Source organism: Pseudomonas sp. UBA1879 (assembly GCF_002338065.1).
Classification (GTDB): Bacteria; Pseudomonadota; Gammaproteobacteria; order Pseudomonadales; family Pseudomonadaceae; genus Aquipseudomonas.
In genome coordinates, this window is record NZ_DDHJ01000018.1 from 193873 (window position 1) to 219462 (window position 25590).

The 25590-nt window shown below is 62.1% G+C and carries 24 protein-coding genes; 9 read left to right on the plus strand and 15 right to left on the minus strand.

What is annotated here, in order from left to right; all coding sequences use genetic code 11:
* Window positions 1–354: 354 nt before the first annotated feature.
* Both B3N48_RS21105 and B3N48_RS21110 read right to left on the minus strand, forming a co-directional pair.
* On the minus strand, window positions 355–1713 hold the full coding sequence (locus tag B3N48_RS21105) for an ATP-binding protein (RefSeq protein ID WP_296187120.1): 1359 nt from the start codon (window positions 1711–1713) through the stop codon (window positions 355–357).
* Complete coding sequence (locus tag B3N48_RS21110) at window positions 1710–2420, minus strand: response regulator (protein ID WP_296187121.1); 711 nt, start codon at window positions 2418–2420, stop codon at window positions 1710–1712. Before B3N48_RS21110 ends, B3N48_RS21105 begins: the two co-directional genes overlap by 4 nt.
* 168 nt (window positions 2421–2588) lie before the next feature.
* Between B3N48_RS21110 and B3N48_RS21115 the strand changes: the two genes are divergently transcribed.
* Window positions 2589–3371: an MlaA family lipoprotein gene (locus B3N48_RS21115; protein WP_414704266.1), complete on the plus strand. Its 783-nt coding sequence runs from the start codon at window positions 2589–2591 to the stop codon at window positions 3369–3371.
* Here the strand turns inward: B3N48_RS21115 and B3N48_RS21120 are convergent.
* The 4 genes from B3N48_RS21120 to B3N48_RS21135 all read right to left on the minus strand — a co-directional run bounded on the left by B3N48_RS21120 (window position 3358) and on the right by B3N48_RS21135 (window position 6291).
* Window positions 3358–3819, minus strand: coding sequence for an Hsp20 family protein (locus B3N48_RS21120; protein ID WP_296187122.1), 462 nt, complete (start codon window positions 3817–3819; stop codon window positions 3358–3360). The two genes, B3N48_RS21115 and B3N48_RS21120, sit on opposite strands and share 14 nt — an antisense overlap.
* A 564-nt stretch (window positions 3820–4383) precedes the next feature.
* The gene (locus B3N48_RS21125) at window positions 4384–4899 is read right to left on the minus strand and encodes a thioredoxin family protein (protein ID WP_296187123.1); all 516 of its coding nucleotides are present in this window, start codon (window positions 4897–4899) and stop codon (window positions 4384–4386) included.
* Window positions 4900–4992: 93 nt separating this feature from the next.
* Window positions 4993–5274: a hypothetical protein gene (locus B3N48_RS21130; RefSeq protein ID WP_296187124.1), complete on the minus strand. Its 282-nt coding sequence runs from the start codon at window positions 5272–5274 to the stop codon at window positions 4993–4995.
* A 102-nt stretch (window positions 5275–5376) separates the two neighbouring features.
* Window positions 5377–6291 (minus strand): LysR family transcriptional regulator, encoded by a 915-nt coding sequence (locus B3N48_RS21135; protein WP_296187125.1) that lies wholly within the window; start codon window positions 6289–6291, stop codon window positions 5377–5379.
* A gap of 102 nt (window positions 6292–6393) precedes the next feature.
* On the opposite strand from B3N48_RS21135, the gene B3N48_RS21140 reads away from it, so the two are divergent.
* Window positions 6394–7128, plus strand: coding sequence for an SDR family oxidoreductase (locus tag B3N48_RS21140; RefSeq protein ID WP_296187126.1), 735 nt, complete (start codon window positions 6394–6396; stop codon window positions 7126–7128).
* Here B3N48_RS21140 and B3N48_RS21145 read toward each other — a convergent pair.
* Window positions 7122–8090, minus strand: coding sequence for a LysR substrate-binding domain-containing protein (locus tag B3N48_RS21145; RefSeq protein WP_296187128.1), 969 nt, complete (start codon window positions 8088–8090; stop codon window positions 7122–7124). The two genes, B3N48_RS21140 and B3N48_RS21145, sit on opposite strands and share 7 nt — an antisense overlap.
* Window positions 8091–8179: 89 nt before the next feature.
* Here B3N48_RS21145 and B3N48_RS21150 point away from each other — a divergent pair, with 89 nt between their 5' ends.
* On the plus strand, window positions 8180–9130 hold the full coding sequence (locus B3N48_RS21150) for a DMT family transporter (RefSeq protein ID WP_296187129.1): 951 nt from the start codon (window positions 8180–8182) through the stop codon (window positions 9128–9130).
* Here B3N48_RS21150 and B3N48_RS21155 read toward each other — a convergent pair.
* Window positions 9115–10071, minus strand: coding sequence for an AraC family transcriptional regulator (locus tag B3N48_RS21155; protein WP_296187131.1), 957 nt, complete (start codon window positions 10069–10071; stop codon window positions 9115–9117). The genes B3N48_RS21150 and B3N48_RS21155 overlap by 16 nt on opposite strands.
* A gap of 96 nt (window positions 10072–10167) precedes the next feature.
* Between B3N48_RS21155 and B3N48_RS21160 the strand changes: the two genes are divergently transcribed.
* A complete protein-coding gene (locus B3N48_RS21160) occupies window positions 10168–10932 on the plus strand; it encodes an SDR family oxidoreductase (protein ID WP_296187132.1) in 765 nt (254 codons plus the stop codon).
* A gap of 12 nt (window positions 10933–10944) precedes the next feature.
* Here B3N48_RS21160 and B3N48_RS21165 read toward each other — a convergent pair whose 3' ends face one another.
* A complete protein-coding gene (locus tag B3N48_RS21165; protein WP_296187134.1) occupies window positions 10945–11379 on the minus strand; it encodes a GNAT family N-acetyltransferase in 435 nt (144 codons plus the stop codon).
* A 284-nt stretch (window positions 11380–11663) separates the two neighbouring features.
* Here B3N48_RS21165 and katG point away from each other — a divergent pair, with 284 nt between their 5' ends.
* The 4 genes from katG to B3N48_RS21185 all read left to right on the plus strand — a co-directional run bounded on the left by katG (window position 11664) and on the right by B3N48_RS21185 (window position 18457).
* On the plus strand, window positions 11664–13931 hold the full coding sequence (gene katG, locus B3N48_RS21170) for a catalase/peroxidase HPI (protein WP_296187136.1): 2268 nt from the start codon (window positions 11664–11666) through the stop codon (window positions 13929–13931).
* A 1410-nt stretch (window positions 13932–15341) separates the two neighbouring features.
* On the plus strand, window positions 15342–16073 hold the full coding sequence (locus B3N48_RS21175; protein WP_296187138.1) for a GntR family transcriptional regulator: 732 nt from the start codon (window positions 15342–15344) through the stop codon (window positions 16071–16073).
* Between the two features lie 179 nt (window positions 16074–16252).
* The gene (locus tag B3N48_RS21180; RefSeq protein ID WP_349677035.1) at window positions 16253–17542 is read left to right on the plus strand and encodes an MFS transporter; all 1290 of its coding nucleotides are present in this window, start codon (window positions 16253–16255) and stop codon (window positions 17540–17542) included.
* Window positions 17543–17611: 69 nt separating this feature from the next.
* A complete protein-coding gene (locus B3N48_RS21185) occupies window positions 17612–18457 on the plus strand; it encodes an amidohydrolase family protein (RefSeq protein ID WP_296187139.1) in 846 nt (281 codons plus the stop codon).
* A gap of 636 nt (window positions 18458–19093) precedes the next feature.
* Here B3N48_RS21185 and B3N48_RS21190 read toward each other — a convergent pair.
* From B3N48_RS21190 to B3N48_RS21200, 3 genes are all read right to left on the minus strand, one after another.
* Window positions 19094–20485, minus strand: coding sequence for a sensor histidine kinase (locus tag B3N48_RS21190; RefSeq protein WP_296187140.1), 1392 nt, complete (start codon window positions 20483–20485; stop codon window positions 19094–19096).
* Window positions 20463–21146: a response regulator transcription factor gene (locus B3N48_RS21195; RefSeq protein WP_296187141.1), complete on the minus strand. Its 684-nt coding sequence runs from the start codon at window positions 21144–21146 to the stop codon at window positions 20463–20465. Before B3N48_RS21195 ends, B3N48_RS21190 begins: the two co-directional genes overlap by 23 nt.
* 207 nt (window positions 21147–21353) lie before the next feature.
* On the minus strand, window positions 21354–22247 hold the full coding sequence (locus tag B3N48_RS21200) for a formate/nitrite transporter family protein (RefSeq protein ID WP_296187143.1): 894 nt from the start codon (window positions 22245–22247) through the stop codon (window positions 21354–21356).
* Window positions 22248–22407: 160 nt separating this feature from the next.
* Between B3N48_RS21200 and B3N48_RS21205 the strand changes: the two genes are divergently transcribed.
* Window positions 22408–22893 (plus strand): GNAT family N-acetyltransferase, encoded by a 486-nt coding sequence (locus B3N48_RS21205; RefSeq protein WP_296187145.1) that lies wholly within the window; start codon window positions 22408–22410, stop codon window positions 22891–22893.
* 158 nt (window positions 22894–23051) lie between these two features.
* Here the strand turns inward: B3N48_RS21205 and pncA are convergent, their stop codons facing one another.
* The 3 genes from pncA to B3N48_RS21220 all read right to left on the minus strand — a co-directional run bounded on the left by pncA (window position 23052) and on the right by B3N48_RS21220 (window position 25465).
* Complete coding sequence (pncA, locus tag B3N48_RS21210) at window positions 23052–23702, minus strand: bifunctional nicotinamidase/pyrazinamidase (RefSeq protein ID WP_296187147.1); 651 nt, start codon at window positions 23700–23702, stop codon at window positions 23052–23054.
* Window positions 23699–24667 (minus strand): D-2-hydroxyacid dehydrogenase family protein, encoded by a 969-nt coding sequence (locus B3N48_RS21215; RefSeq protein WP_296187148.1) that lies wholly within the window; start codon window positions 24665–24667, stop codon window positions 23699–23701. The genes pncA and B3N48_RS21215 overlap by 4 nt, the downstream gene beginning before the upstream one ends.
* Before the next feature lie 144 nt (window positions 24668–24811).
* Window positions 24812–25465, minus strand: a complete 654-nt coding sequence (locus tag B3N48_RS21220; protein ID WP_296187150.1) for a DUF1345 domain-containing protein — start codon at window positions 25463–25465, stop codon at window positions 24812–24814.
* Between the last annotated feature and the right edge of the window lie 125 nt (window positions 25466–25590).

Consider the following 25590-nt stretch of genomic DNA (forward strand, 5'->3'; position numbering starts at 1 on the left):
CAGCGCTTTCGCGGCCGTCGTACCTCCGGCTGCTCCTACAAATCCTGCGTCAAGTCCAAGTCATCGGCGCGCCGCCCCACGTTCTGCGACACGCCTGGTCTTTCGACACGCCCCGATCCCCGTAGGAGCCGCCGGAGGCACGACGGCCGCGATGGCGTCAGGTCCGTTGCAGATGCGTCGTCAGGTACAGCGCTTTCGCGGCCGTCGTCCCTCCGGCTGCTCCTACAGATCCTGCGTCAAGCCCAAGTCATCGGTGCGCCGCCCCACATTCGGCGTCATGCCTGATTTTTCGCCCCGCCCCGATCCCCGTAGGAGCCGCCGGAGGCACGACGGCCGCGATGGCGGTCTCATGACTTACGCAGACACAGGCAGCCGCACCCTCACTTCCAGCCCGCCCCCGCGTCGCGCCCGGAGCGTCAGGCTGCCGCCATGTTCGAGCACGATGGCCCGTGCCGCAGGCAGCCCCAGCCCCACGCCGCCGGTGTGTTTGTTACGCGAGCCCTCAATGCGGAAGAACGGAGCGAAGACCTTTTCCTGATATTCCGGCGCAATGCCAGGGCCTCGATCGCTGACACGGATGTCGACGCCGCCGGTCAGGGCGCGCAGGGTCATCCCCGGTTCCACGCCGTATTTGATGGCGTTGTCCAGCAGATTGACCAACACGCGTTTGATGCCGATGGGGCGCCCGACGTAAACGAAGCGCGGCGGACTGTCGAGGGTGACGTCGATCCCGGCATCCTTGTAATCATCGACGAGTGTGTGCAGAAGTTCGGCCAGATCGAACGCCGTGGCCTGCTCCAGCCGCGCATCGTCGCGAAAGAATTCCAGCGCCGAATTGACCATCGCCTGCATTTCGTCCACGTCCCGGAATAGCCGCAGTTGCTGCTCCCGATCCTCGATGAACTCCCCGCGCAAACGCATGCGTGTCAGCGGCGCGCGCAGGTCGTGGGAAATGGCCGCGAGCATTTGCGTGCGGTCGTGAAGAAAATGCTGGATCTGCGCCTGCATTCCATTGAACGCCAGGATCGCGTCACGGATTTCCCGAGGCCCTTCAACGGCAATCGGCGGTGCCTTGAAATCCACACCAAAACGCCGCGCGCCCTTGGCGAAGCGCTCCAACGGCGTCGCCAAATGGCGTGTGGCGATCAGCGCCACCACCAAGGTTGAGGACAGAATCAACAGAAGAATGATCAGGTTGCGTGGCACCTCCGACAGCCCCCAACTGCGGTTCGGCACCGAAAACAGCACCCAGCTGTGGTCCCGCAGTTCGATCAACAGGCTGTACCGACTTTCGGCCAATTGCGGCACCCAATCCGACGGCTCATAGGCCTCGACCCTGGCGTCGGGCCGCTCCAGCAGCGTGCGCAACAACCGGCCGCCAGCACTGAAATCCGGGTTGACGACTGCGGGCATCCGGGCATCTTCATGGCGCATCAACCACTGACTGGTGAAGGCCTTGTCGCTGGCCGCGCTGGCGATCCCGGACCGTTGCGCTGTCGGTACCGAGTCGATGATCCGGGTCACCGCTGCGGCCTTTTCCAGCAGGCCGACTTCCGTCAGCGGCGGCCGGGCCCACACCCCGCCGAGCAGGCTGAACGCCCCGTTCAGCGCCAGCGACGTGAGCATTGCGGCCACGGTCGTCAGCGCGATCCAGCGCGCCACGGTGTCGCGGGGCAGCTCCAGTGTTGCCTGCACGGCGCGCAGGACGTTCATCGACTGACCACTGCGGGGGTGAACAAATACCCGACGTTGCGGACGGTGCGGATCATGGGCATGGCGGTGATTTCAGACTCCAGCTTGCGACGCAGGCGGCTGACCTGCACATCGATGCTGCGATCGAACGCGTCATGGGTTTCGCCCCGCGCCATGTCCAGCAATTGCTGGCGGGTGAGCACGCGGCGGGGGTGTTCGGCAAACACCAATAGCAGCTCGAACTCCCCGGCGGACAGCGGAATCATGACTTTTTCCGGAGAACGCAATTCCCGACGCGCCACGTCCAGTTGCCAGTCGGCGAACATCAGAACAGGCCGGGGCGCTTCATTTGCCAGGCTGCGGGGCTCTCCGGTGCGTCTCAGCACGGCGCGCACGCGGGCTAGCAACTCCCGGGCGTCGAAGGGTTTGATCAGGTAGTCGTCGGCGCCCAGCTCCAGGCCGACGATGCGATCACTCGGCTCACCCAGCGCGGTCAGCATGATCACCGCGACGTTGTGTTCTGCGCGCAAGCGCTGGCACAGCACCAGCCCGCTGTCTCCCGGAAGCATTACGTCGAGGATGATCAAATCCGGCGCACGCCGCTCGACGGCTTGCCACAGTGAAGTTCCGTCGATGGCGACCTCGACGCTGTAGCCGTGTTGCTGGAGAAATTTCTGCAGGAGGGCGAGGACTTCGAGGTCGTCGTCCACCAGGATGAGATGGCTCACGTTCGGCACGCTGTCAGGCTGCAAAATAGACGCCTATCTAAAATCATTCGGCGCGCCGCGTCATATATTTCAATCCGGCAACAAAGCGACTGACTGGCAAAAAATCGGCAATCTTCGCGCAAAAAAGCCCATGCAGCATCGCTGGCATTCCCTGTCGAGATGCTCCGCATGCCCATTCTCAAACCTGCTGTGCCGTGTAATCGATTTGTTGCCGTCAGCGTGATGGCTTTGCTTGCCAGCGGTTGTGCGACGTCCCCGTCCACTCGGCCGACCGCCTGTGAGCCGGTCGAGTACCGGATTCATGACCCGGCGCAATCGCTCAATCGGGGCATCTTCGCCTTTAACCGCACGGTCGATGACTATGCCGTGGCGCCGGTGGCTCGCGGTTATCGTCACCTGCCAGAGGTTTTCCAGAGCGGCGTGCACAACTTCATCGCCAACTTCGGTGAGCCGAAGGTCTTCATCAATGACCTGCTCCAAGGCAACGGTCGACGCTCGCTCAACACCCTCGGACGCTTCCTGATCAACACCACCGTGGGGGTGGTCGGGCTGGTCGATGTGACGGGCAAGCTGGGTATCGAGCGGCACAAGGCGGATTTCGGGCAGACCTTTGGCGTGTGGAACATCGCCGACGGCCCCATCGTCGAGTTGCCGCTGTTCGGCAGCGCCAACCTGCGTGATGCCACCGGCAAGGTGTTGAGTTTTGCGGTCGATCCGTTTGGCGACAACAGCGACACCGTGCAGGCCTTGAGCACGCTCAACACCGTCGGCGGCATCGTCGATGGCCGAGCGCGCCAGCTGCCGGCGACTGACAAGTTGCGGCAGTCGCCCGATTATTACGAGGCGCTGCGGGACACCACGGCGGCGAAACGGGCGGCTTTTGTTGAGGAGGGGCGGTCAGGCACCGTCGGAGATGGGGCGACCGAATGCTCCGCGTTCAATAACGATTGATCCGGTGCTGACCGGAGGCGCCGTCCGAGCTGTCAATCCGGATCTGCCGAGCCTTGGCCGGGTCCGGCATGTGGTGCAGCAGGAAGACGATCAACAGCCCGTTTTCGAACGTCGCGCCCTGGACCTCGATGTGGTCCGCGAGGTGAAACACCATGCGAAACGCACCGTGGGCAATGCCTTGATGTAAATACGAGGCGCCCGCATCCATGTAGCGCTCGCCGCCGCAGACCGTGAGCACGCTTTTTTCCAGTTGAAGGTCGAGGTCGTCGGCGCACAGCCCGGCGGCGGCAATGACGATCCGGTAATGATCGTCGCCGTAGCGCTCGACATTGTGAGGCGGGTAGCCCGAGGCTGTTTCGCTGTGAAGGGTTGACTCGAAGACATCGTTGAAACGATCGAATCCCACCGATTGGCGGAACAGCGGGGCCAGTGAACTTGCAATGGCCATGTCCAACTCTCCTGAATGCTTGGATGATCACGACGTTGATCGCGATCTGGATTCGCACACTAAGAGTTGAGCTCACTGGCCGGAAAATACAAGTCAGCCCAACAAACCCCCGGGCGATAGGGCGCGTGCACGATTACAAAACGTTCGGGGGCGAGTGTTTGGCACAAAACCGTGATGGCGTCGGCACCACACGGTCTGGCCGATTCAAAACAGTCCCTGTAGGAGCCGCCGGAGGTACGACGGCCGCGAAGCGGTGCCTCAGCGAGTGATTAACCGCCTGAAAGATCGCGTTCGCGGCCGTCGCAGGCTCCGGCGGCTCCTACAGCGTTCGGGGCGGTTCGCAGGTGGGTGTTTGGCACAAAACCGCGATGGCGCTCGGCACCACCCGGTGTGGCTGATTCAGCGCAGTTTCTGTAGGAGCCGCCGGAGGTACGACGGCCGCGAAGCGGTGTGTCAGGCAACGCGTCTTTCGCTGGTTTACCACCTACGTGCCTTCGACGTCGCCTTGGTTAGCGCGATTTACAGCTACCATCCTCGGCCAACCGGGCTGCTCGAGTAAGGCCATCAAGCCATCGGAGTGTGTGCGTCCTCGAAAATCGCGAGCATGTCCAGGACGGTACTTTCCAGATAACGACCCGCCCGATAGTCCGCCTTTACGGCATCGCCGCCCTTCACCACACTCTGCGGGCTTTCCACGAAGCGGCCCAGCGGCTGAAATGCTTCATCGAGCACCAGCACGAACGGGATTGAAATGCGCTCCAGGCCCAGCCGATCCTTGAGTGCATGCTCCGCACGACTTTTGGTAATCACCGACAGCTCGATGGTCGGCTGTGTGCGCCGCAGGTAATCCGTGACGGTGAGGTTGATCTGGCAGTCCGGGCACCACATTTCGCCTGCCGCCAGCAGATGAAAGCGGCCTCGCACGGCACGCAGCCGCTCAAGGGTGGCAGAGCTGATGGCATCCGTGTCCGCGAGCTGCCGCTGAATGCGCCGAACCGTGTCGACTTCTGCGGGCAGGCCGCGGGCGACGAAGGTTTCGAAGGCTTCACCGATGCCAAAAAGGTCCTGGTATGAGGTCATGAGGGGGCTCGCTGTCAATTTCCGATGAGGCATCCCAGCAGAAATGCCGCCACCCTGCAATCCTGGCAGGCCAGGCCGGGGCAGGCCGACCGGTTACCGCCGCGCGTTGGGTTTCACGATCTTCAAGCGCGCAATCGCGAGGGTGTGCAGGTATTGCCGCACGGCATCGTGGTGCTCAGTGCTGACGTGATAACTGTCCAGCAGGCCCAGCAGATACCCCTCTGCCATACCGTGATACCGCGACACGCTTTCGCGGGTGTCGCTGGTTTTCAGCCTGATGATCAACGCATCGATCCGCGCCCGGTGTTCATGGGACAACCAGCCGTCCTGCGGCGGCGATCCTGCTTCGTCCAGCGGCGTTGCATCGGTACTCATTGAACCTCCAAGGGGCTGGTCATCATGTCGCCCGGTGTCGATCACCCTACCTGCTTTGCCAGGGTGACAGGCAGCGAAATCGAGCAACTCGATCAATCCGGATCAGCGTGCCCGCTGCATGTCCTGCTGCTTTTTAAACGCCCTGACATGATCGATCAACGCCCTCAATTTCGGCGCCAGGTTGTGCCGATTCGGGTAGTAGAGGTGAAAACCGGGAAAGGGCGTCAAATACTCATCCAGCACTGTCACCAACTCCCCGCGCTCGATATACGGCCGGAACGTGTCTTCGATGCCGAAGGTAATTCCGCCACCCGCCAATGCCGTGCGCACCATCAACAGCATGTCGTTGGTGGTGACCTGTGGCGCAACCGCCACAGCGAACCCGCGGCCTTGCTCGGTGAATTCCCAGCGCCACGGCGCGACCTCCGGGGCGGGGCGCCAGCCGATGCAACGATGGACAGCGAGGTCACGGGGATGCTGCGGCCTCCCGTGCCGCGCAAGGTACGCCGGGCTGGCGACAGCGACTTCGCGCTGCTCACCGGTTACCGGAATGGCGATCATGTCCTGCTCGATCACTTCGCCCAAACGCACGCCAGCGTCGAACCCGCGTTCGACAATATCAAATTCCTCATCGGTGACCGTCACGTCCAGGGTTACCTGAGGAAACGCCTCGACGAAGCTGGCAATCAATGGGCCGTCGAGAAACCGTTCGGCGATTGACGTCACGGCCACCCTCAACACGCCGCGCGGCGGGCCTTGCAATGCTGCGCTGTCGAGTGCCACGGCCATCGCTGACAGCGCGTCTGCAGTCTGCCGATGCAGGGTTTCACCCGCGTCGGTCAGTCGCACATGGCGGGTAGAGCGGTGGACCAGAGAGACCCCGAGGCTGTCCTCGAGCCTGCGAATGCTTTGGCTCACCGCCGAGCGAGTGACACCCAGGTGATCCGCCGCTGCTCGAAAATTGTGCCAGTGCGCGACAGCGGCGAAGACCTTCAGAAGGTTGAGATCAATGTCCATTGGTAAGTGGCGCTAACGTGTTCAGTCAGGAGAAGGGGAGTTATCGCGACAATGCGTGAGAGGTAGGGTAGGCGTCAACCTCACTCACACGAGACCCTGAATATGAATACGAACATCGACAAAGTCGTACTGATCACGGGCGCCTCCAGCGGTATCGGCGAAGGCATTGCCCGCGTGCTGGGTGCCGCCGGCGCCACCCTGATGCTGGGCGCGCGACGCCTCGATCGCTTGCAAACCCTCGTTGACGAGATTAACGCGGCGGGCGGGAAGGCCGAGTGCCGTCGGCTTGACGTGACGGACGCAACGGATGTCACGGCGTTCGCCCAGGAGGCCCGGACGCGTTGGGGCAGGGTCGACGTCATCATCAACAACGCCGGGATCATGCCGCTGTCGCCCATGGCTTCGATGAAAACCGAGGAGTGGGATCGCATGGTCGACGTCAACATCAAGGGCGTGTTGCATGGCATTGCGGCGGTGTTGCCCGAATTCACCCGGCGCGGCTCCGGCCATGTCATCAACATTGCGTCGGTCGGCGCGCTGAGCGTCGTGCCCACGGCGGCGGTGTACTGCGCGACCAAATACGCTGTGCGTGCCATTTCTGACGGCTTGCGTCAGGAAAGTCCGGATATTCGGGTCACCTGCATCCACCCCGGTGTCGTGGAAAGTGAACTGGCGTCGACCGTCACCGATGACACCGCCAAGTCCGCGATGGAGACTTATCGGGCCATTGCCTTGCAGCCCGAAGCGATCGGTAGGGCGGTGCGCTACGTTATCGAGCAGCCGGATGACGTTGATGTCAACGAAATCGTGGTGCGGCCGACGCGGACGGTTCAATGATCGCGAGCGTGACCGGATGTGGCGATGTCCTGCTGCGCCGAGCCCAACAACCACTGGCGAAACACCTCTGCGCACGGTGACAGCGTGCGGTGTTTCACAGAGGCCAAAAACTCGCCAAAGCGGGTGACGCATTGCAAATCCGTCACCCGCTGCAATTCACCTTTGGCGACCGCCTCATCCCCCATGAAGCTCCACGCCAGGCCGATGCCCATGCCCTGCTGCACGGCGCGGAAGGCCAGGGTCAGTTGGTTGAACACCGGCGCGTTGTCAGGCGGGGTGTAGTCATGGTCGAGCAACTGAAACCATTGCTGCCAGTCCATGCAACGCCAGGCGGAAGTGTCGATCTGCACAAGGTTGGCCCGGGCGAGGTCTTCCAGCGTGTCGATGCCGGACACATCGTAGGCAGCGTGAGCGACCGGGTAGACGATTTCCGGGAGCAGGAAGTCGCTGTCGAGCGAGGCCCACTCGCCGTCGCCGTAGAGGATGCCCAGGTCGAAGTCGTTGAGGCTGGCGTCGTCGATTTCGTTGATCGCGTGAACGTGCACGGCGATGTCGGGATAGGCCTTGTTGAATTCGATGAGTTTGGGAAACAGCCAGAACTGCGCCAGCGCATGGGTCGCCAGCACTGACACAGCGTTGGTCTGGTGGACGTTACGAATGCGCGTGACGCTCTGGTACAGGCTTGCCAGCATCACGTTGACCGTCATCAGCAGTTCCTCCCCCGCGCGAGTCAGTGCCACACCCCGAGGTTTGCGCTCGAACACTGGCACGCCGATGCAGACTTCCAATTGGCGCATCTGTTTGCTCACGGCGCTTTGCGTCAGGAACAGCTCGAACGCCGCATGGGTGAAGCTGGCGTGTCGCCCCACGGCTTCGAAGGTGATCAGCGTTTCCAGCGGCGGAAGGTTGCGCAGGTAGCGGTTGATGGCGGTTGTCCTCAAGGCTTGTTCAGGGCATGACATTCCGCTGGGGAATGCATCGCCGATTTTTTATCGCATGTGCGCAGTATCGTCCCTCGATAGAATTTCGCCAAACTGCCTGCCGAGTCGGAATGATGAACAGTGGAATCGTCTACGCGCTGCTGGCCGGGGCCATCTGGGCCGGGGTCATCGTTGGGCCATCGCTGTTGCCCGAGTTCAATGCGGTGTTGATCAGCAGCGCACGCTTTGCCCTGTACGGCCTGTTTTCCCTGCTGGTGGCCTTGCCATTCGCCCGCCGGCTGTTCGCCCGGCTTAGCCGTAGCGACACGCTGCTGTTGCTGCGCCTGTCACTGACCGGCAACGTGTTGAACTACGCGTTGCTGGGCGCCGCGATCCAGCTCAGTGGGGTCACGGCCGCTGCGTTAATCAACGGCATGCTCCCCATCGCGATCACCTTTCAAGGGCGCAACGACACCGGCTCGTTGCCGATCAACAAACTCAAGTTGCCGCTGCTGATGGTATTCCTCGGTATCGTATCGATCTGCATCGAACGCGCCGTGCAGACGGCCTCGGACGTGCCACTGACCTCGCAGTTGCTCGGCATCGCCTGTGGGCTGTGCGGCGTGGTGAGTTGGTCGTGGTTCGCGACGCATAACAGCCGTTACCTCAAGCAAAGCGCGTTCAACAGCCACGAATGGTCGACGCTGCTGGGCATCATGACGGGGGGCGTGGCCGTGGTGTTCGGGGCGGCAGCGTTGTTGCTGTTCCCTAACCTGATTCCCAGCGGCATCGAGCCCGGTCGCTGGATGACGTTTTTCTGGGTCAGCCTGTTCCTGGCGTTGTGTGGGTCGTGGCTCGCCAACGGCCTGTGGAACGCGTGTTCCCGGCGCATGGCTGCGTCGCTCAGCGGCCAGATGATCGTTTTTGAAACGGTGTTCGCCTGCCTCTATGGCTTCATCTATACCCGGCACTTTCCCGGGGTGGTCGAACTGGCCTCGATCGTTCTGCTGGTGGGCGGAGTGCTCTGGTCGGCGCGGCGGCATCAGGTGCCGGGGGTGAAGCTGGATCAGCCCAGTTGCTGATCCGCGTCGTCGATGGGTGGGGTGGCGTCGACCTGAGCTGTGGCATAGCGCCCTGGTGGCAGGCCGACATGGCGGGTGAACGCGACGCCAAACGAACTGACCGAGCTGTAACCGACCCGCTCGGCGATTTCGCTGATTGCCAGATCTCGCTGGCGCAGCATCTGTTTGGCCAGCGCCATGCGCCAGTTCAGCAGGTATTCCATGGGCGGCACGCCCACCGCGCGACCGAAACCCTCGAAAAACGTCGAGCGCGACATGCCTGCCGCACCCGCCAGTTGCGCGACGGACCAGGACGCAGCAGGGCGCTCATGAATGCGACGCAGAGCCTGGGACAATTTGGGGTCGGACAACCCGCGTAGCAGTCCTGGCGATGCCGCTGTCGAACCGTTCGAACGCAGCGCTTCGATCAACAGCACCTCCAGCAGGCGCGCCATGACCATCTCGCGGGCCGGTCGCTGGGTACGGGACTCATCGCCCACTAACTGCACCAGCATCGCCAGCCGCTGCTCGCCACGCACATGCACCCATCGCGGCAACAACGAGACCAGCAAGGCTGCGTCCGGCGAGCCGAACACGCAATGGCCCACCATCAGCCGAGTGCTTACCTCAGCGTTCGGATCGCCGAGCCGGACGCCGCCGGTGATCGGCGCGACCATCGTGTCGCGGATGTCGTGATCGAGGGCCGGTTCGCGGTCCATGCTGGAGGCAGCGAAGCACTGAGCGGCGGGGATCAGCACGAAGTCGCCTTCGCGCAGGACCAGCCCTTCGCTGCCATTCGGGCCATCGATGGCCAGCCGGCAGGCACCTTCGAGTACCACGAAATAAAACGGTTGACCGGTGTCGGCGCGCCTGACGGCCCAGGGCGCCGATGCGATGACGTGTTTAGAGAAAGGCGCTGTGGGGTGCAGCAAGCTGACGACTTCAGCCAGTGGATCGACCATTCCGGACGCTCGCGACAAATTAAAGGACAACGGAGTGTAGTTCGTCTGGCATCAGGGCTCTATCGTTGGGTGGTCATTCACTCGGAGGAATTTCACATGGCTGACCTGCCTACTGTGTTGATCACTGGCTGCTCGTCGGGCTTCGGCCTGGACACCGCACATTTCTTTCTCGAAAAAGGCTGGAAGGTGATTGCGACCATGCGCACCCCGCGTACGGATCAGCTGCCGACCTCGGATAACCTGCACGTACTGGCCCTCGACGTGACCGACGCCGACAGCATCGCCCGCTGCATCGAGGCGGCCGGGCCGATCGATGCGCTGGTCAACAACGCCGGCATCGGTTTGCTGGCGCCTGTAGAAGGCCTGGATCTGGCCAGTGCGCGCGAGATCTTTGAGACCAACACCCTCGGCACCATCGCCATGACCCAGGCCGTGCTGCCTCAGTTTCGCGAGCGGAGGGGCGGTGTGGTGGTCAACGTGACGTCCACTGTGACGCTGAAATCCCTGCCGCTGCTGTCGGTCTACACCGCGAGCAAGGCAGCGGTGAACGCCTTCACCGAATCGTTGGCGCTGGAGCTGGAACCGTTCGATGTGCGTGTGCGTCTGGTGTTGCCGGGCCGGGCACCGGACACCGCGTTCGGCGACAACGCGCGGCGCCTGATGGCCGCGCCCATTCCGCAGGCCTATGTCGATTTTCGCGATCAGGTGTTTGCCAGCGTGGGCGCCACCGACTCACCGCTGACTCACGCGCGGGACGTCGCCGAGGCCGTCTGGCAGGCCGTGACCGATCCTGCCGCGCCGATGCGCCTTGCGGCGGGCGCCGATGCCGTGGCCCTCAGCGAATCGCTGTCGCACCCTTGATCCGCGCAGTGTTCAGGCGTTCTCGTTGCCCGGTCGGGTAAACGAAAACCGATCAATGTCCTCACGCCGCTGCCAGCCCTGGCCGTGCCAGTAGCGGGCAGCGGCGTCGTTGGTTTTCAGCACGTCCAGATGGCATTTGCCGATGCCCAATGCCTCGAGGCAGGACAGGCAACGCTGCACCAGCGATTGGGCAATGCCTTGGCGGCGATATTCGGGCAACACCAGCAGGTGCTGCAAATAGCCGCGTCGCCCGTCGTGCCCGCACATGACGCAGCCGATCAGCTTGCCATCCGCTTGCGCGACGAAGCTCATGCCGGAGTTGCGCTGCAGGTAGCGGGCGGTCGCTTCGCGGGAGTCGGCATCGCGGATCGAAATGCCTGGGGTGGCATTCATCAGGGCCAGGACGGCATCGTAATCGTCCATCGTCATTACACGGATCGTGATCATGGGCAGGGCTGTCTGCGGTGGAAACCGGGCAGGGTAGCAGACCGGCGCCACCTCGCTGTGACACGCGTCGGGGCGTTGACAGAGAATTTCTATCAGCAACGAATGTTGCGGCTATTAGAACTCTCACAGAACAGAGCTATCTTTGATCTGGCGTCGGCACGCGTTCGGCGCTCACCCTGATAAGGCGATAAGAAAAAGCACCCCGGTGCTGCTGAGTTCACTCATCGCTGCCAGGCCGACACGGACCGTATGGCAGGATGACCACGATCAAAGGTAGATCAACCATGGCAACCGAATCGAAATGCCCCTTTAACCATGCGGCCGGTGGCGGCACCACGAACCGCGACTGGTGGCCCAACCAGCTGAACCTCAAGATCCTTCACCAACATTCGTCCCTGTCAGACCCTATGGGCGAGGGGTTCGACTACGCCAAAGAATTCAAGAGCCTGGACTTCGACGCCGTCAAACAAGACCTGCTCGCGGTGATGACGAATTCTCAGGACTGGTGGCCTGCCGACTTCGGTCACTACGGTCCGCTGTTCGTGCGCATGGCCTGGCACAGCGCGGGCACCTACCGCACCGCAGACGGCCGAGGCGGCGCAGGGGCCGGGCAACAACGTTTCGCCCCCCTCAACAGCTGGCCGGATAACGTCAGCCTGGACAAGGCGCGGCGTTTGATCTGGCCGGTAAAACAGAAGTACGGACGCAAGATTTCCTGGGCCGACCTGATCGTGCTCACCGGCAACGTGGCGCTGGAATCCATGGGCTTCAAGACCTTCGGTTTCTCCGGGGGGCGGCCAGACGTCTGGGAACCGGATGAGGACGTGTACTGGGGGGCTGAAACTACTTGGCTGGGCGGTGAAGAACGCTACGGCGCGCACAAGGCGATGGAGCAACCGGGGCAGGGCGATCTGGTGGCCGAACCGGCCAAACACGGCGAAGAAAAAAGCCGTACGGCTCAAGGCGAACGCAACCTGGAGAACCCGTTGGCGGCTGTGCAAATGGGCCTGATCTACGTCAACCCGGAAGGCCCGGACGGTAACCCGGATCCTGCGGCCTCTGCGAAAGACATACGCGAAACCTTCGGCCGCATGGCCATGAACGATGAAGAAACCGTGGCGTTGATCGCGGGCGGTCATGCGTTCGGCAAGACCCACGGCGCCGGGCCTGCCGACAATGTTGGTCCGGAGCCTGAAGCGGCGGGCCTGGAAGAGCAGGGCCTGGGCTGGCGCAATACATTCGGCACCGGTAAAGGCGGCGACACCATCACCAGCGGCCTGGAGGTGACCTGGACTTCGACCCCGACAAAGTGGAGCAACGAGTACCTGGAAAACCTGTTCAACTTCGAATGGGAACTGACCAAAAGCCCGGCGGGCGCCCACCAGTGGAGGCCCGCGGGAGGCGCTGGCGCGAACACCATTCCTCACGCCCACGACCCGAGCAAGCGTCAGGAACCGCGCATGCTGACCTCGGACCTGGCCCTGCGCTTCGACCCTGAGTACGAAAAAATTGCCCGGCGCTTCAAGGAAAACCCCGACCAGCTCGCCGACGCCTTTGCCCGCGCCTGGTTCAAACTGACCCACCGCGACATGGGCCCGCTGGCCCGTTATCTCGGCCCGGAAACCCCGACCGAAGAACTGCTGTGGCAGGATCCGCTGCCCGACGTCAGCCATCCGCTGATCAGTGCTGATGACGTGACGGCCCTGAAAAGCAAAATCCTCGACTCGGGGCTGAGCGTCTCGCAACTGGTGTCCACCGCATGGGCGGCGGCCTCGACCTTCCGGGGTTCCGACAAGCGCGGCGGGGCTAACGGCGGGCGTCTGCGTCTGGCACCGCAGAAGGACTGGGCTGCCAATCAGCCGCAACAACTGGCCAAGGTGTTGCAGGTGCTTGAGCAGATTCAGGGCCAGTTCAACGGCGGCGCGTCAACCAGCAAGGTGTCGCTGGCCGACCTGATCATCATCGCCGGGAACGCGGGGGTCGAAAAAGCAGCGCAAGACGCCGGGCAAACGGTGACCGTGCCCTTCGCGCCAGGCCGCGTCGATGCGTCGCAAGAACAGACGGACGTCGAGTCGTTCGGTTTCCTCGAACCGATCGCCGACGGCTTCCGCAATTACCTCAAGCAGCCATACAAGGTGTCCGCCGAGAAACTGCTGGTAGACAAGGCGCAACTGCTGACCCTGACCGCGCCGGAAATGACCGTGTTGCTGGGCGGCTTGAGGGTGTTGGGCAATAACGTCGGCGAGAGTTCGCATGGCGTGTTCACGAGCCGTCCAGGCGTGCTGACCAACGACTTCTTCAAAAACCTGCTGGACATGAGCGTGGAATGGAAACCCACCTCGGGCAGCAACGAGACGTTCGAGGCCCGAGACCGCAAGACCGGCGAGGTGAAGTGGACCGGCACGCGAGTCGATCTGGTGTTTGGCTCCCATGCGCAGCTGCGGGCCATTGCCGAGGTCTATGGCAGCGCCGATGCCCATGAAAAGTTCGTCAAGGACTTCGTGGCGGCGTGGACCAAAGTGACCAATCTGGACCGTTTCGACCTCGTCTGATCGGTCTTCCATTCACTCGACAACGCCTCCTTCATGGGGGCGTTTTCATGTCGCGTCCGGAGTTGTGAAGACTTGGATCGCAGGTTGTTGGATCGACGCATGTCCGGCGATTCGGGGCTGATCACGTCTTTCGAGCTCAACGCTAATCCTCTGTAGGAGACGCCGGAGGCACGACGGCTGCGAAGCGGTGGATCAGATATTTCAGCTCGAACTGACCCACCGCGATCGCGGCCGTCGTGCCTCCGGCTGCTCCTACCGGTTTTGTGTTGGCCGCCGGTTATCGGGTCGACGCAGGTTCTAGCGAATCTGAGCCGATCCCGATCCACAACACATGACTCGTAGGAGACGCCGGAGGAACGACGGCCGCGAAGCGGTGGATCAGATATCTCAGCTCCAACTGCCCCACCGCGATCGCGGCCGTCGTGCCTCCGGCTGCTCCTACAGGTTTTGTGTTGGTCGTCCGGATAAGCACCGATCCGCTAAACGAAGGCGCAAGCGCAAGCAAGCCAGGCCTCTGGCCCTTCCGCCAGCAGCTGCATCTGATCCGTATTTTTCTCCAATAACTGACGCTGTACTGAAACAGTTGCTCGGCTCAAACTGCTCACCATTCCCAGCCACTCCATTCAGGCTGGTGTAAGCGGTCAAGCGAAGGTTGATCGCCTGTATCGCACACATCGAGAGGTGATACCCATGGGCAAGATGACGCTGTTTTTGCTGGGCTTCCTGGCGCTGACCCTTTCCATCGGCTTGCTGGCAACGATTCCGCCGGGTTGATCGACGGTCGCCTTCGTGCCGCCACGGGCGGGTTTTAAGGAAGCAGTCATACCGCATCACCAAGAGCGCCTCAGGGCGCTCTTGGGCGTTTGGGATGGCCGCTACGCCACTTCGATATCCAACCGCTTCAACCTCGACGCCAGCGTCATTGGCTTCGCTCCCGGCCATTCTGCCGCGCCGCCGTTGCTGAACGAATTGCCTTGTACTGCCTTTAGTGCGGCCTGCATGTTGTTGTGCGTGAGTGACTGCGCAGCCAGGGCTGTATTTCCTCGGATTGCCGTGGCTGTACAGCTGGGGCCAAGCCGTTTCCCCGGTCAGCGCGTGATGAGGTATAGGGGCTGACGCCTATTCTCGACGCCGTTCAGGCTGCGAGACGCCGCGCGGTAGGTAGCGCCAGATAATGGGTAGGAGTGAGCTTGCTCGCGAGGCGTTTTATCAGACGCCCTGAGGTTGTCTCGGCAAATGCATCGCGAGCAAGCTCACTCCTACAGCGATCGGTAATAGTCGTCACGTCGTGATCCAGACGCCGCTCATCTGGCATCCTCGCCACTCACCCTTGACGAGCACATGTAACGGAATAATACTTCGCCCGTATTCATATAGATGACTACATAACTACAACAGCGAAGCGCCGCCATGAACCGTCTTTCCAGCGATGTCCGCCTGCCGCTTTACCAACGTCTGCGTGATCAATTGGCTGAGCAGATCGCCAATAACCGCTGGCGTCCCGGGGAGGCAATTCCCACCGAAGCGGCCCTGTCGAGCGAGTATTGCCTGTCCACCGGCACGGTGCGCAAGGCCATCGACATGCTCGTCAGCGAAAACATTCTTGAACGCCAACAGGGGCGGGGCACGTTCATTCGGCGCCCGCAGTTCCAATCGTCGCTGTTCCGGTTCTTCCGCTTCCAGAGCGTGTCCGGCGAGCGTCAGGTGCCAGAGAGCCGCATCCTCTCCATCGAACCGGTGAACGCGCCGTCCGCCGTGTCGCAAGCGTTGGGCCTGCCACTGGACGCTCCGGTGATCCGCATGATTCGCCTGCGCTTGCTGGACGCGCAACCGGTGCTCGCTGAAGAAATCTGGCTGCCGCAAGTGCAGTTCCAAGTGTTGCTCGACACCGATATCAGCCGTCACGGCCCTTTGCTGTACCCGATCTATGAAGCGTTGTGCGGGCAAGTCGTGGCCTATGCCGAAGAAACCCTGACCGCCGAGGCTGTCGGCGACGTGCATGGCCGAATGCTGCAAGTGCCGGCCGGCAGTCCGGTGGTGGTCATCGAGCGCCTGGCCCGCAATTACGCAGGGCAACCGCTGGAATGGCGCCGTTCACGGGGGCACGCCAGCCATTTTCGTTACAGCGTTGATATCCGCTGATGATTCCACCCCGCCTGTAGGAGCGCGCTTGCCCGCGATCAGGCCTTGCCAGACACCGCTGTCGCGTCTGGACGAACGCCATCGCGGGCCCGCGCGCTCCCATAGGAGCACGCATCAAGCCCGCCAACGAGAGCGGGCTTTATAACCACTGCCGCTTCACCTTCATAAGGACAAGAACCATGTTCAACTGGTATCGCCACGTCACTCCTCGGGAGCGCAAAACATTCTGGGCCTGTTTTGGCGGATGGTCGCTGGATGCCCTCGAAGTGCAGATGTTCGGTCTGGCCATCCCGGCATTGATCGCGGCCTTCGCCCTGAGCAAAGGCGACGCGGGCCTGATCAGCGGCGTGACCCTGGTGACCTCGGCGCTGGGCGGCTGGGTCGGCGGCACGCTGTCGGACCGTTACGGTCGGGTGCGTACCCTGCAATGGATGATCCTCTGGTTTTCGTTCTTCACCTTTCTTTCGGCGTTCGTCACCGGGTTCAGTTCGCTGCTGGTAGTGAAGGCCTTGCAAGGTTTCGGCATCGGTGGCGAGTGGGCCGCAGGCGCGGTGCTGATGGCCGAAACCATCAACCCGAAATACCGTGGCAAGGTCATGGGCACAGTGCAGAGCGCATGGGCCGTGGGCTGGGGTTTGGCCGTGGGCGTGTTCGCGCTGATTTATTCGTTCGTGCCGGCCGATATCGCCTGGCGCGTGATGTTTCTGGTGGGCCTGCTGCCGTCGCTGCTGATCATCTGGGTCCGTCGCAATGTCGAAGAGCCCGACAGCTTCCAGCGTCTGCAGAAAGAAAACGCCATTCCACAGAGTTTTTTCAAGTCCCTGGCGGGGATTTTTCGTCCCGAGCTGATTCGCGTGACCCTGCTCGGTGGTCTGCTCGGCCTTGGCGCCCACGGCGGTTACCACGCGGTCATGACCTGGCTGCCGACCTTCCTCAAAACCGAGCGCAACCTTTCAGTGCTGAACTCCGGCGGCTACCTGGCCGTGATCATCGTCGCCTTCTGGTGCGGCTGCGTGGCCAGCGGTTTCCTGATCGACCGCATTGGCCGGCGCATGAACATCGTGCTGTTTGCACTGTGCTGCGTGATCACTGTGCAGTGCTACGTGTTTCTGCCGCTGACCAATACCGAAATGCTGTTCCTGGGCTTCCCGCTGGGCTTCTTCGCCGCCGGTATTCCGGCCAGCCTCGGCGCGCTGTTCAACGAGTTGTACCCGGCTGACGTGCGAGGGGCCGGGGTAGGCTTCTGCTACAACTTCGGGCGCGTCCTGTCGTCCGTGTTTCCGTTTCTGGTCGGCCACATGAGCGAGTCGATGTCCCTGGGTTCGGCCATCGGGATCGACGCCGGTATTGCCTACGGCGTCGCGGTCGTGGCGGCGCTGTGCCTGCCGGAAACCCGAGGCCGCTCCCTCGAAGCCAGCGCCGCCGCTGCGCAGGGTTCGGCACCCCGCAACGACGCCGCCCGCGCCTGACGTTTGTTCCTGAGCGGTGACCGGGTTTCAAACGCTCGGCACCGTTTTTCACTTCGATAGATGAGACCCATGTCCGATACCTTTCCCGCGCCGATGCTTGGCATCGACGGTCACGCACACGTATTCAGCAGGGAGCTGGATCTGACATCGGCACGACGCTATTCACCCGACTACGACGCCACATTGGCGATGTATCAACGCACCTTGCACGCCCACGGCCTGAGCCACGGCGTGCTGGTGCAGCCGAGCTTTCTCGGCACCGACAATCGCTACCTGCTGGACGCCCTGAAGCAGGCGCCGAACCAGTTGCGCGGCGTTGCGGTGGTCGAGCGCGACATCCCCCGCGCCGAGCTGGATGACATGGACCGGCGGGGCGTGGTCGGCATTCGCCTGAACCTGATGGGCAAGGCGCTGCCGGATTTTTCCGATCCGGCATGGAAGGTGTTGTTCGGGCATGTGGCCGAACTGGACTGGCACGTCGAGCTGCACCGCCATGTACCGGACCTGCCGGGGTTGGTCCGGGCCTTGATGCCGTTCGGGGTGAAGATCGTCATTGATCACTTTGGCCGTCCCGACGCGCGTCTGGGCCTCGATCAGCCGGGCTTTCGTGAGCTGCTTGAGCTAGGGCTTGGCGGTCAGGTGTGGATGAAGGTCTCGGGCGTCTATCGCCTCGAGGGTAACCCGCAGGAAAACCTCGACTTCGCCCGAAAAGCCTTGCCGCTGCTGGTGCAGAGCTTCGGTCCGCAGCGGCTGGTGTGGGGCAGCGACTGGCCCCACACCCAGCATGAACAGCAGATCAGCTACGCCACCGTGGTCGAACAGCTGCAATCATTGGACTGCTCGCCGCAGGTGATGCGCTCGCTGCTGATCGAAGCGCCGCGGCTGTTGTTCAATTTTGCGGAAGTAGAAGCCTGAGCGATAACAGCGGCTATAGCGACAGCACAGTAAACGCTACGTTGTTTGGCATTCCGCTGTCGCTGCCGTCGTGCCTCCGGCGTCTCCTACAAGGTGTGTGTTGAATCATTCCACCGTGTGGTGTCCAGCGCCGTCGCGGTTTCGTGCGAAACACGCATCTGCGAATCGCGCCTGAATCTGTAGGAGCCGCCGGAGGCACGACGGCCGCGATGGCGATCTTTCAGGTGGTCAGTCACTCGATGATGCACCGCTGTCGCTGCCGTCGTGCCTCCGGCGTCTCCTACAAAAAACTGGGTTGAATCAGTCTTTCTAGGTAGCGTCGAGCGCCGTCGCGGTCGTGCCAAACACCTACCTGCGAATCGCCCCTGAATCTGTAGGAGCCGCCGGAGGCACGACGGCCGCGATGGCGATCTTTCGGGTGGTCAGTCACTTGATGATGCACCGCTGTCGCTGCCGTCGTGCCTCCGGCGTCTCCTACAAAAACTGGGTTGAATCAGTCTCTCCAGGTAGCGTCGAGCGCCGTCGCGGTTTCGTGCCAAACACGCATCTGCGAAACACCCAAAAAAAAACCCGTAGGTGCCGCCGGAGGCACGACGGCCGCGATGAGGTTTGCACGCCTGGCACCCGCCTCCTGATTCACCCCAACGCCATCACCTGTCGACACTCCAGCACCAGGCTTGCGCCGCCGGAGGGGCTGTTGCCGATGCGCAGTTTGAAGCCGTGGAGGTTGACGATGGCGGCGACGATGGACAGACCGAGACCGAAGCCGCTGCTGGGGTTGCCGGTTTCGCTGCGGTAGAAGCGTTTGAACACCGCTTCGCGTTCGGCGTCGGGGATGCCAGGGCCGGTGTCCTGCACTTCGATGAAGGTGGTGTCGCCCTCGGGCCGTGCAATCAGCAGCACCTGGCCGCCCGCCGGGGTGAATTTGAGTGAGTTGCTGAGCAGGTTCGACAGCGCTTCGAACAGCAGTGCCCGGTCGCCTATCAGCGGCGGCAAGTGTTCAGGCACTTTCAGGTGCAGTGACACGCCGCCTTCCTCGGCCAGCGGCAGGTAAAAGTCGAACAGCTCGTGCAGCAGCGGCACCGGGTCGAGTGGGCCGAAGGCCGCGCGGCGTTGGTGGTCTTCCAGTTCGGAAATGCGCAACAAGCCACGGAAACGGGCCATCAAGGTATCCGCGTCGGCAATCACTTGCGCCATCTGCTCGCCTTGAGGCGAGTGTTCCGGGGATTGCTGTTGAATACGGTAAAGCTGCGCCCGCAGGCGGGTCAGCGGGGTGCGCAGGTCGTGGGCGATGTTGTCGCACACGCCTTTGACCTCGTTCATCAGGCGCTCGATACGGTCGAGCATGGCGTTGACGATATCCGCCAGCATGTCGATTTCGTCCCGGCGGTCCGACACCGGCAGGCGCTTGGTCAGGTCACCGATGACGATGGCTTCGGCGCTGGCCTGGATCGCGCCGATGCGCCGCAGCGGGCGACGACGCAGCAGGTGCCAGCCGAAGGCGCCGGGAATGATGGTCAGCGACACGCCCCAGAGCAGCGCGCGAAGGATGAGCGTGGTCACGGCGAACAGCGAGCCGTTGTCGCGCACCAGCACCAGCCAGCGATCGTCCATCGTATGAATGGCCACGGCATCGCAGCTGGCGCGAGGCAAATTGGGGTCATCGGAGTCGATGCAGGTGTCCAGCTCCTGGATTTCCCCGGTCAGCTTGAGGCCGTCGGGAATCTCGCGAATCGGCCCCGCAATCGGCTTGAGGTCTTTGTCGAAGAGCCCGTAGGCATCGACGGTACGAATGTCGAATCGCTCGCTGGTGTGCAACGCGTCGTCCAGCTGGGCGCCTTCGAAGCGCGAAAACAGTTGCTGGCGCTGCATAAGCGAGTGGCGGGCAAGGTTATTCAGGTAACTGGTGACTTCCCAGTACAGCACCCCCATGAGGATGCTGCTCCAGGCCACGAACAGAAAACTGTAAAGCGCCAGCAGCCGGCTGCTGGAGGAGCGCCAGCCCTTAGACGGGTTCGGCAATGACATAACCTGAGCCTCGAACGGTACGTATCAGCGGCGTCAGGGTAGGGGGATCGATTTTCTTGCGCAAGCGACCGATGTGCACATCGATGAGGTTGGTGCCGGGGTCGAAGTGATAGCCCCAGACTTCTTCGAAAATCATCATGCGGGTGATGATTTGCCCGCTGTTGCGCATCAGAAATTCCAGCAGTTTGTATTCGGTCGGCAGCAGGTTCAGCGGCTGCCCGGCACGGCTGGCTTCACGGGTGATCAGGTTCAGCTCCAGATCACCCACCTTGAGCATGGTTTCAGCTTGGGTGACCGGGTTGCTGCGGCGCAGCAGCACCTCGACGCGCGCGGCCATTTCATCCGAGGCGAAGGGTTTGGACAGGTAATCATCACCCCCGGCGCGCAAGCCGCGAACGCGCTCGTCGACATCGGACAGGGCGCTGATCATCAGAATCGGCGTGGCGATCCCGAGGGCGCGCATGGTGGTGACAATCGCCAGACCGTCCACCTCGGGCAGCATACGGTCGAGGGTGATGAGATCGTAATCACCACTGACGGCACGCACCAGGCCTTCACGGCCATTGTCGACCCAATCCACCTGGAGGCCATGGCTGCTTAGCTCGGCGACGATTTCCCTGGCGGTGACGGCATCGTCTTCGATTGTCAGAATTCGGGTCATTGGAGGGCCTGAACCACGTTGCGACTGGAGGCTTGCATTTTGCCTTTAAACGTAGCCGGTATTTCTTAAAAATAATTTAAGTACACCGATCTGCCCTCTTGAACGGAGGCCTGTAGGCGTGAGCTTGCTCGCGATCGAGGAGTGTCAGGCCACCTGATGGGTACCGGGAGACTGCAATCGCGAGCACGCTCACGCCTACACAGGTTCTTACGCGCTTTTGGGTTTGGCTTTTGCCTCGACAGACTGGGCGGAGCGCTTTTCCTGCTTCGGCGCACCACTCTCACTGCGAATCTGAGCATGGCTGATCAAGGCGAAAATAAAGCTGCCGCCAATGATGTTGCCTGCCAGGGTCGGCCCAGCGAAGACCAGCCAGAACTCTTTCCACGACAGCTCCCCGGCGAACACCAGGTAGGAGACTTCCGCCGAACCGACCACGATGTGGGTGAAGTCCCCCAGCGCCATCAGGTAGGTGATCATCAGGATGATCCACATTTTGGCGTTTTCCATGGACGGGATCATCCACACCATGGTCGCGATCATCCAGCCAGACACAATGCCCTTGGCGAACATCTGCGTGGTGCCGTTTTCCATGACCTTGCGGCCGATTTCCAGAAAGGCGGCGTCGGTCTTGGTGTCGAAAATCGGCAGTTCCAGCATCACGTACGCTACCAGCAGCGTGCCGCACAAGTTGCCCACCAGCACTACGCTCCAGAGCCTCAACAAACGGCCGAAGTTGTTCAGCGTCGGTTTGCTCATGACCGGCAATACGGCGGTCAGGGTGTTCTCGGTGAACAGTTGCTGGCGGGCAAGGATCACCGCGAGAAAGCCAGCGCTGTAGCCGACGCTGGCGATCACCTTGAAGGCTTCGCCGTCGGGGAGCCGCGAATTGAGCAGCCCCATGGCCATCAGCGACAGCCCCATAGTCAGGCCCGCCGCCAGTGCCGACCAGAACAGCGCGGCCACGTTGCGCTCCAGCTCCTGATCGCCCTGCATGCGAATCGTCTCGTGCAACACGGCGGCGCGCGGGGGCTGGTTCTCGTCGATGTCGCGTTCTTCTTCAGGGGTAAGGCCCGGGGTTTTGCCGTCTTGTTCAGTGTCCATGCTGTTTCTCTGGGGTGTGCTGGGATATTCGGGGTGTTCAGGGTGGGCGAGGCGATTTTTCAGCTCTACAAGCTGCGCCGTGCTGCTGGTTGAGACACAATCCGCTCCCCGTCGTTCGACCTTGTGCGGCGGCCTTTTGATTGATTCGGGAGACCCCAACGTGACCCTTCATATTCGAGACGCCACCCGCGCCGATGCCGCCGTGATTCTGGGCTTTATCACCGAGCTTGCGATCTACGAAAAAGCCGAGCACGAGGTCAAGGCCAGCGTCGCCGATATCGAGCGCAGCCTGTTCGACGAGCCGTCACCGGCCAAAGCGCTTATTTGCCTGCTGGACGACCAGCCCATCGGCTTCGCGGTGTATTTCCTCAGCTACTCGACATGGCAGGGCCGTAAGGGGCTGTACCTCGAAGACCTGTTCGTCTCCGCCAGCCAGCGCGGCATCGGCGCAGGCAAGCACCTGCTGCGGCATCTCGCGAAAATCGCCCATGACACCGGCTGTGGTCGGTTCGAATGGAGCGTGTTGGACTGGAATCAGCCTGCGATCGACTTCTACAAATCGATTGGCGCCGAGCCGCAGGACGAGTGGGTGCGCTATCGGATGGAGGGGGAAGGTTTGAAGCGGTTCGCGCTGGGGCAGGGTTGACGAGGCAGTTGAACTCAGACCTTGTAGGAGTGAGCTTGCTCGCGATAGCGAAGTCCCTGTGCCAGTTGCATAGCCTGACACTCCGATATCGCGAGCAAGCTCACTCCTACAGGTAGTTCGTGATTTGGGTGATCGCGTATTGCTCAGCGAGGTCGGGTTCAGCCCGTCAAATCAGCGCTGTCGATTCGCACCACACCCGCCGCAGTCAGATCCCGCCACGCCTTTTCCAGCGACCCAGCGAGATCGATCGCCTTGCACGCATCGGCGATCACCCAGGTATTGAAGCCTGCCGCCCGTGCATCGAGCGCCGACCAGGCCACGCAGAAGTCCAGCGCCAGACCGACCACGAACACGCTGTCGATCCCACGCTCTTTCAAATACCCCGCCAGGCCGGTCTGGGTCGTGCGGTCCGCTTCCACGAACGCCGAATAGCTGTCGATCCCGGCGTTACAGCCCTTGCGCAGGATCAACTGCGCATGGGGAATGTCCAGATCGCCATGCAATTCGGCACCGCGGGTGGCCTGAACGCAATGATCCGGCCACAACGTCTGTGAGCCGTAGGGCAGGGCGATGCTGTCGAACGGCGCGCGCCCGGCATGGCTCGAGGCAAAGGAAATGTGCGCGGCAGGGTGCCAGTCCTGAGTGATCACCACGTTGCGGAACTGCGCCGCCAATTGATTGATCAGCGGCACCAGCGCATCGCCCTCGGCCACCGCCAGCGCGCCACCGGGCATGAAATCGTATTGCATGTCGATGACCAGCAGCGCCGCGCGCGGGTCTGCAGCGATGCCTGAGAGTGGGACTGTCATGGGCCAAACACCCGAATCAGCGCACCGGCATGCCAGGCCTGAATGTCTTCGATCATCTGACTGAAGAACATTCGGTAGTTGTTCTCCGTGACATAGCCCACGTGCGGCGTCGCCAGCAGATTCGGCAGGCTGCGGAATGGGTGATCAGCTGGCAGCGGCTCGATGCTGTACACGTCCAGTGCCGCACCGGCGATCTTCTTCTGCTTGAGCACCTCGATCAGCGCGTTCTCATCGACGATCGGCCCGCGTGCGGTGTTGACCAGATAGGCCGTCGGCTTCATGCGATTCAGCGATGCCGCATCCACCAGCCCCCGGCTGCGATCACTCAGCACCAGGTTGACCGAGATGATGTCCGACTGCTCGAACAGCGCCTCTTTGCTGACATAAGTGACGCCATGCTCGGCAGCGCGCTCGGCGGTGAGGTTTTCGCTCCAGGCGATGACGTTCATATCGAAGGCCTGGGCGTAGCGGGCGATCTTCTGGCCAATGCTGCCGAGGCCGACGATGCCCAGGGTTTTGCCGTACAGGTCGCTGCCGATCCCGATTTGCCAGTTGCCTGCGCGCAGAGAGTTGGCCTCGTCGACGAGGTTGCGGGTGACGCCCATGATTAACGCCCACGTCAGCTCGGGTGCGGCGTATTTATAGCTGTCAGTGCCGACCACGGTGATGCCCAGACGCGCGGCGGCCTTGAGGTCCAGAGCGGCGTTGCGCATGCCGCCGGTGACCAGCAGCCTGAGGTTGGGCAGTTGACTGAGCAGGGCATCGTCGAACATCGTGCGCTCGCGCATCACGCAGATCACGTCGAAGTCTTTGAGGCGGGCGGCGAGGGTGGCGGTGTCAGCGGGGTAGTCGTGGAGGAAGCTGACGTTGCCAACGGGGTTGAGCACGGTCCAGTCCACTACATCTTGGGCAACGGACTGCCAGTCGTCGATCACAGCAATTCTCAGCGTGGAACCCTGAGTCATTTGAGTTAGGCCTCGTTCAAGCGCATTGGATGTGTGGGGGCCAACATACGCCTGCGGCAATCGGAGGGAAACCCTGAGATGCGCACGGTCATTGTGGGAGCCAGCAAGCCGGCCTCCACTGGGCATCTGTGTCCGTCCTTCACATCAGTTGAACAACCCCGCCGCTATGTTGATCGAGAACCCCAGAATCGAGGTGTTGAACAGAAACCCGATCAGCGACTGCGCCAGCACCACCTTGCGCAAACTGCGGGTCGCGACCCCGACGTCTGAGGTCTGGACCGCCACACTGAGGGTGAACGAGAAATACAGAAAGTCCCAGTAATCCGGGTTTTGCTCGCCGTCGGCAAAGCGCAACGCCGCGTCTTCGCCGTTCCAGGTGTAGAACATGCGCGCGTAGTGCAGGCTGAAGATCACCCCTGTCAGCAGCCAGGATCCGATGATGGTGAAGCCGGTAAACGCATAGTGCAGCGCCTTGTCGCTGGCGGGCATGTCCTTGATCCCTGCCAGTTCCAACACGATGGCCGCCAGGCTGGCGATCGCTGCCACGCACACCACCATCAGCACCAGCCCGGCATTCTCATCCTCGATCTCGGCGATGCGCCGCACGTCTTCGGCGTTGGACCTGAAGGTGCGGATCATGATCAACACCATGTAGACCCAGCCTGCCACGTTCCAGGCGATCAGGCATTTGCTGGTAAGGGTGATGCTGGGCGCGACGACAGCGGCAATGATGCCGGCGACAACACCGAGTCCGATGGCGATCGAGAGGCGAGGGTGGGTTTGGGTCAAACGCGGCATGGGGCGAGTTCACGGCAGTGAGATGCGGAAACCTTATCACGCCATGAACAGGGGGCAGATGAAGAAAAACGGCGCGCAAGGGGTTACGCGCCGGTCGCCATTTGGCAGTTAACGTGGTGCTGTTT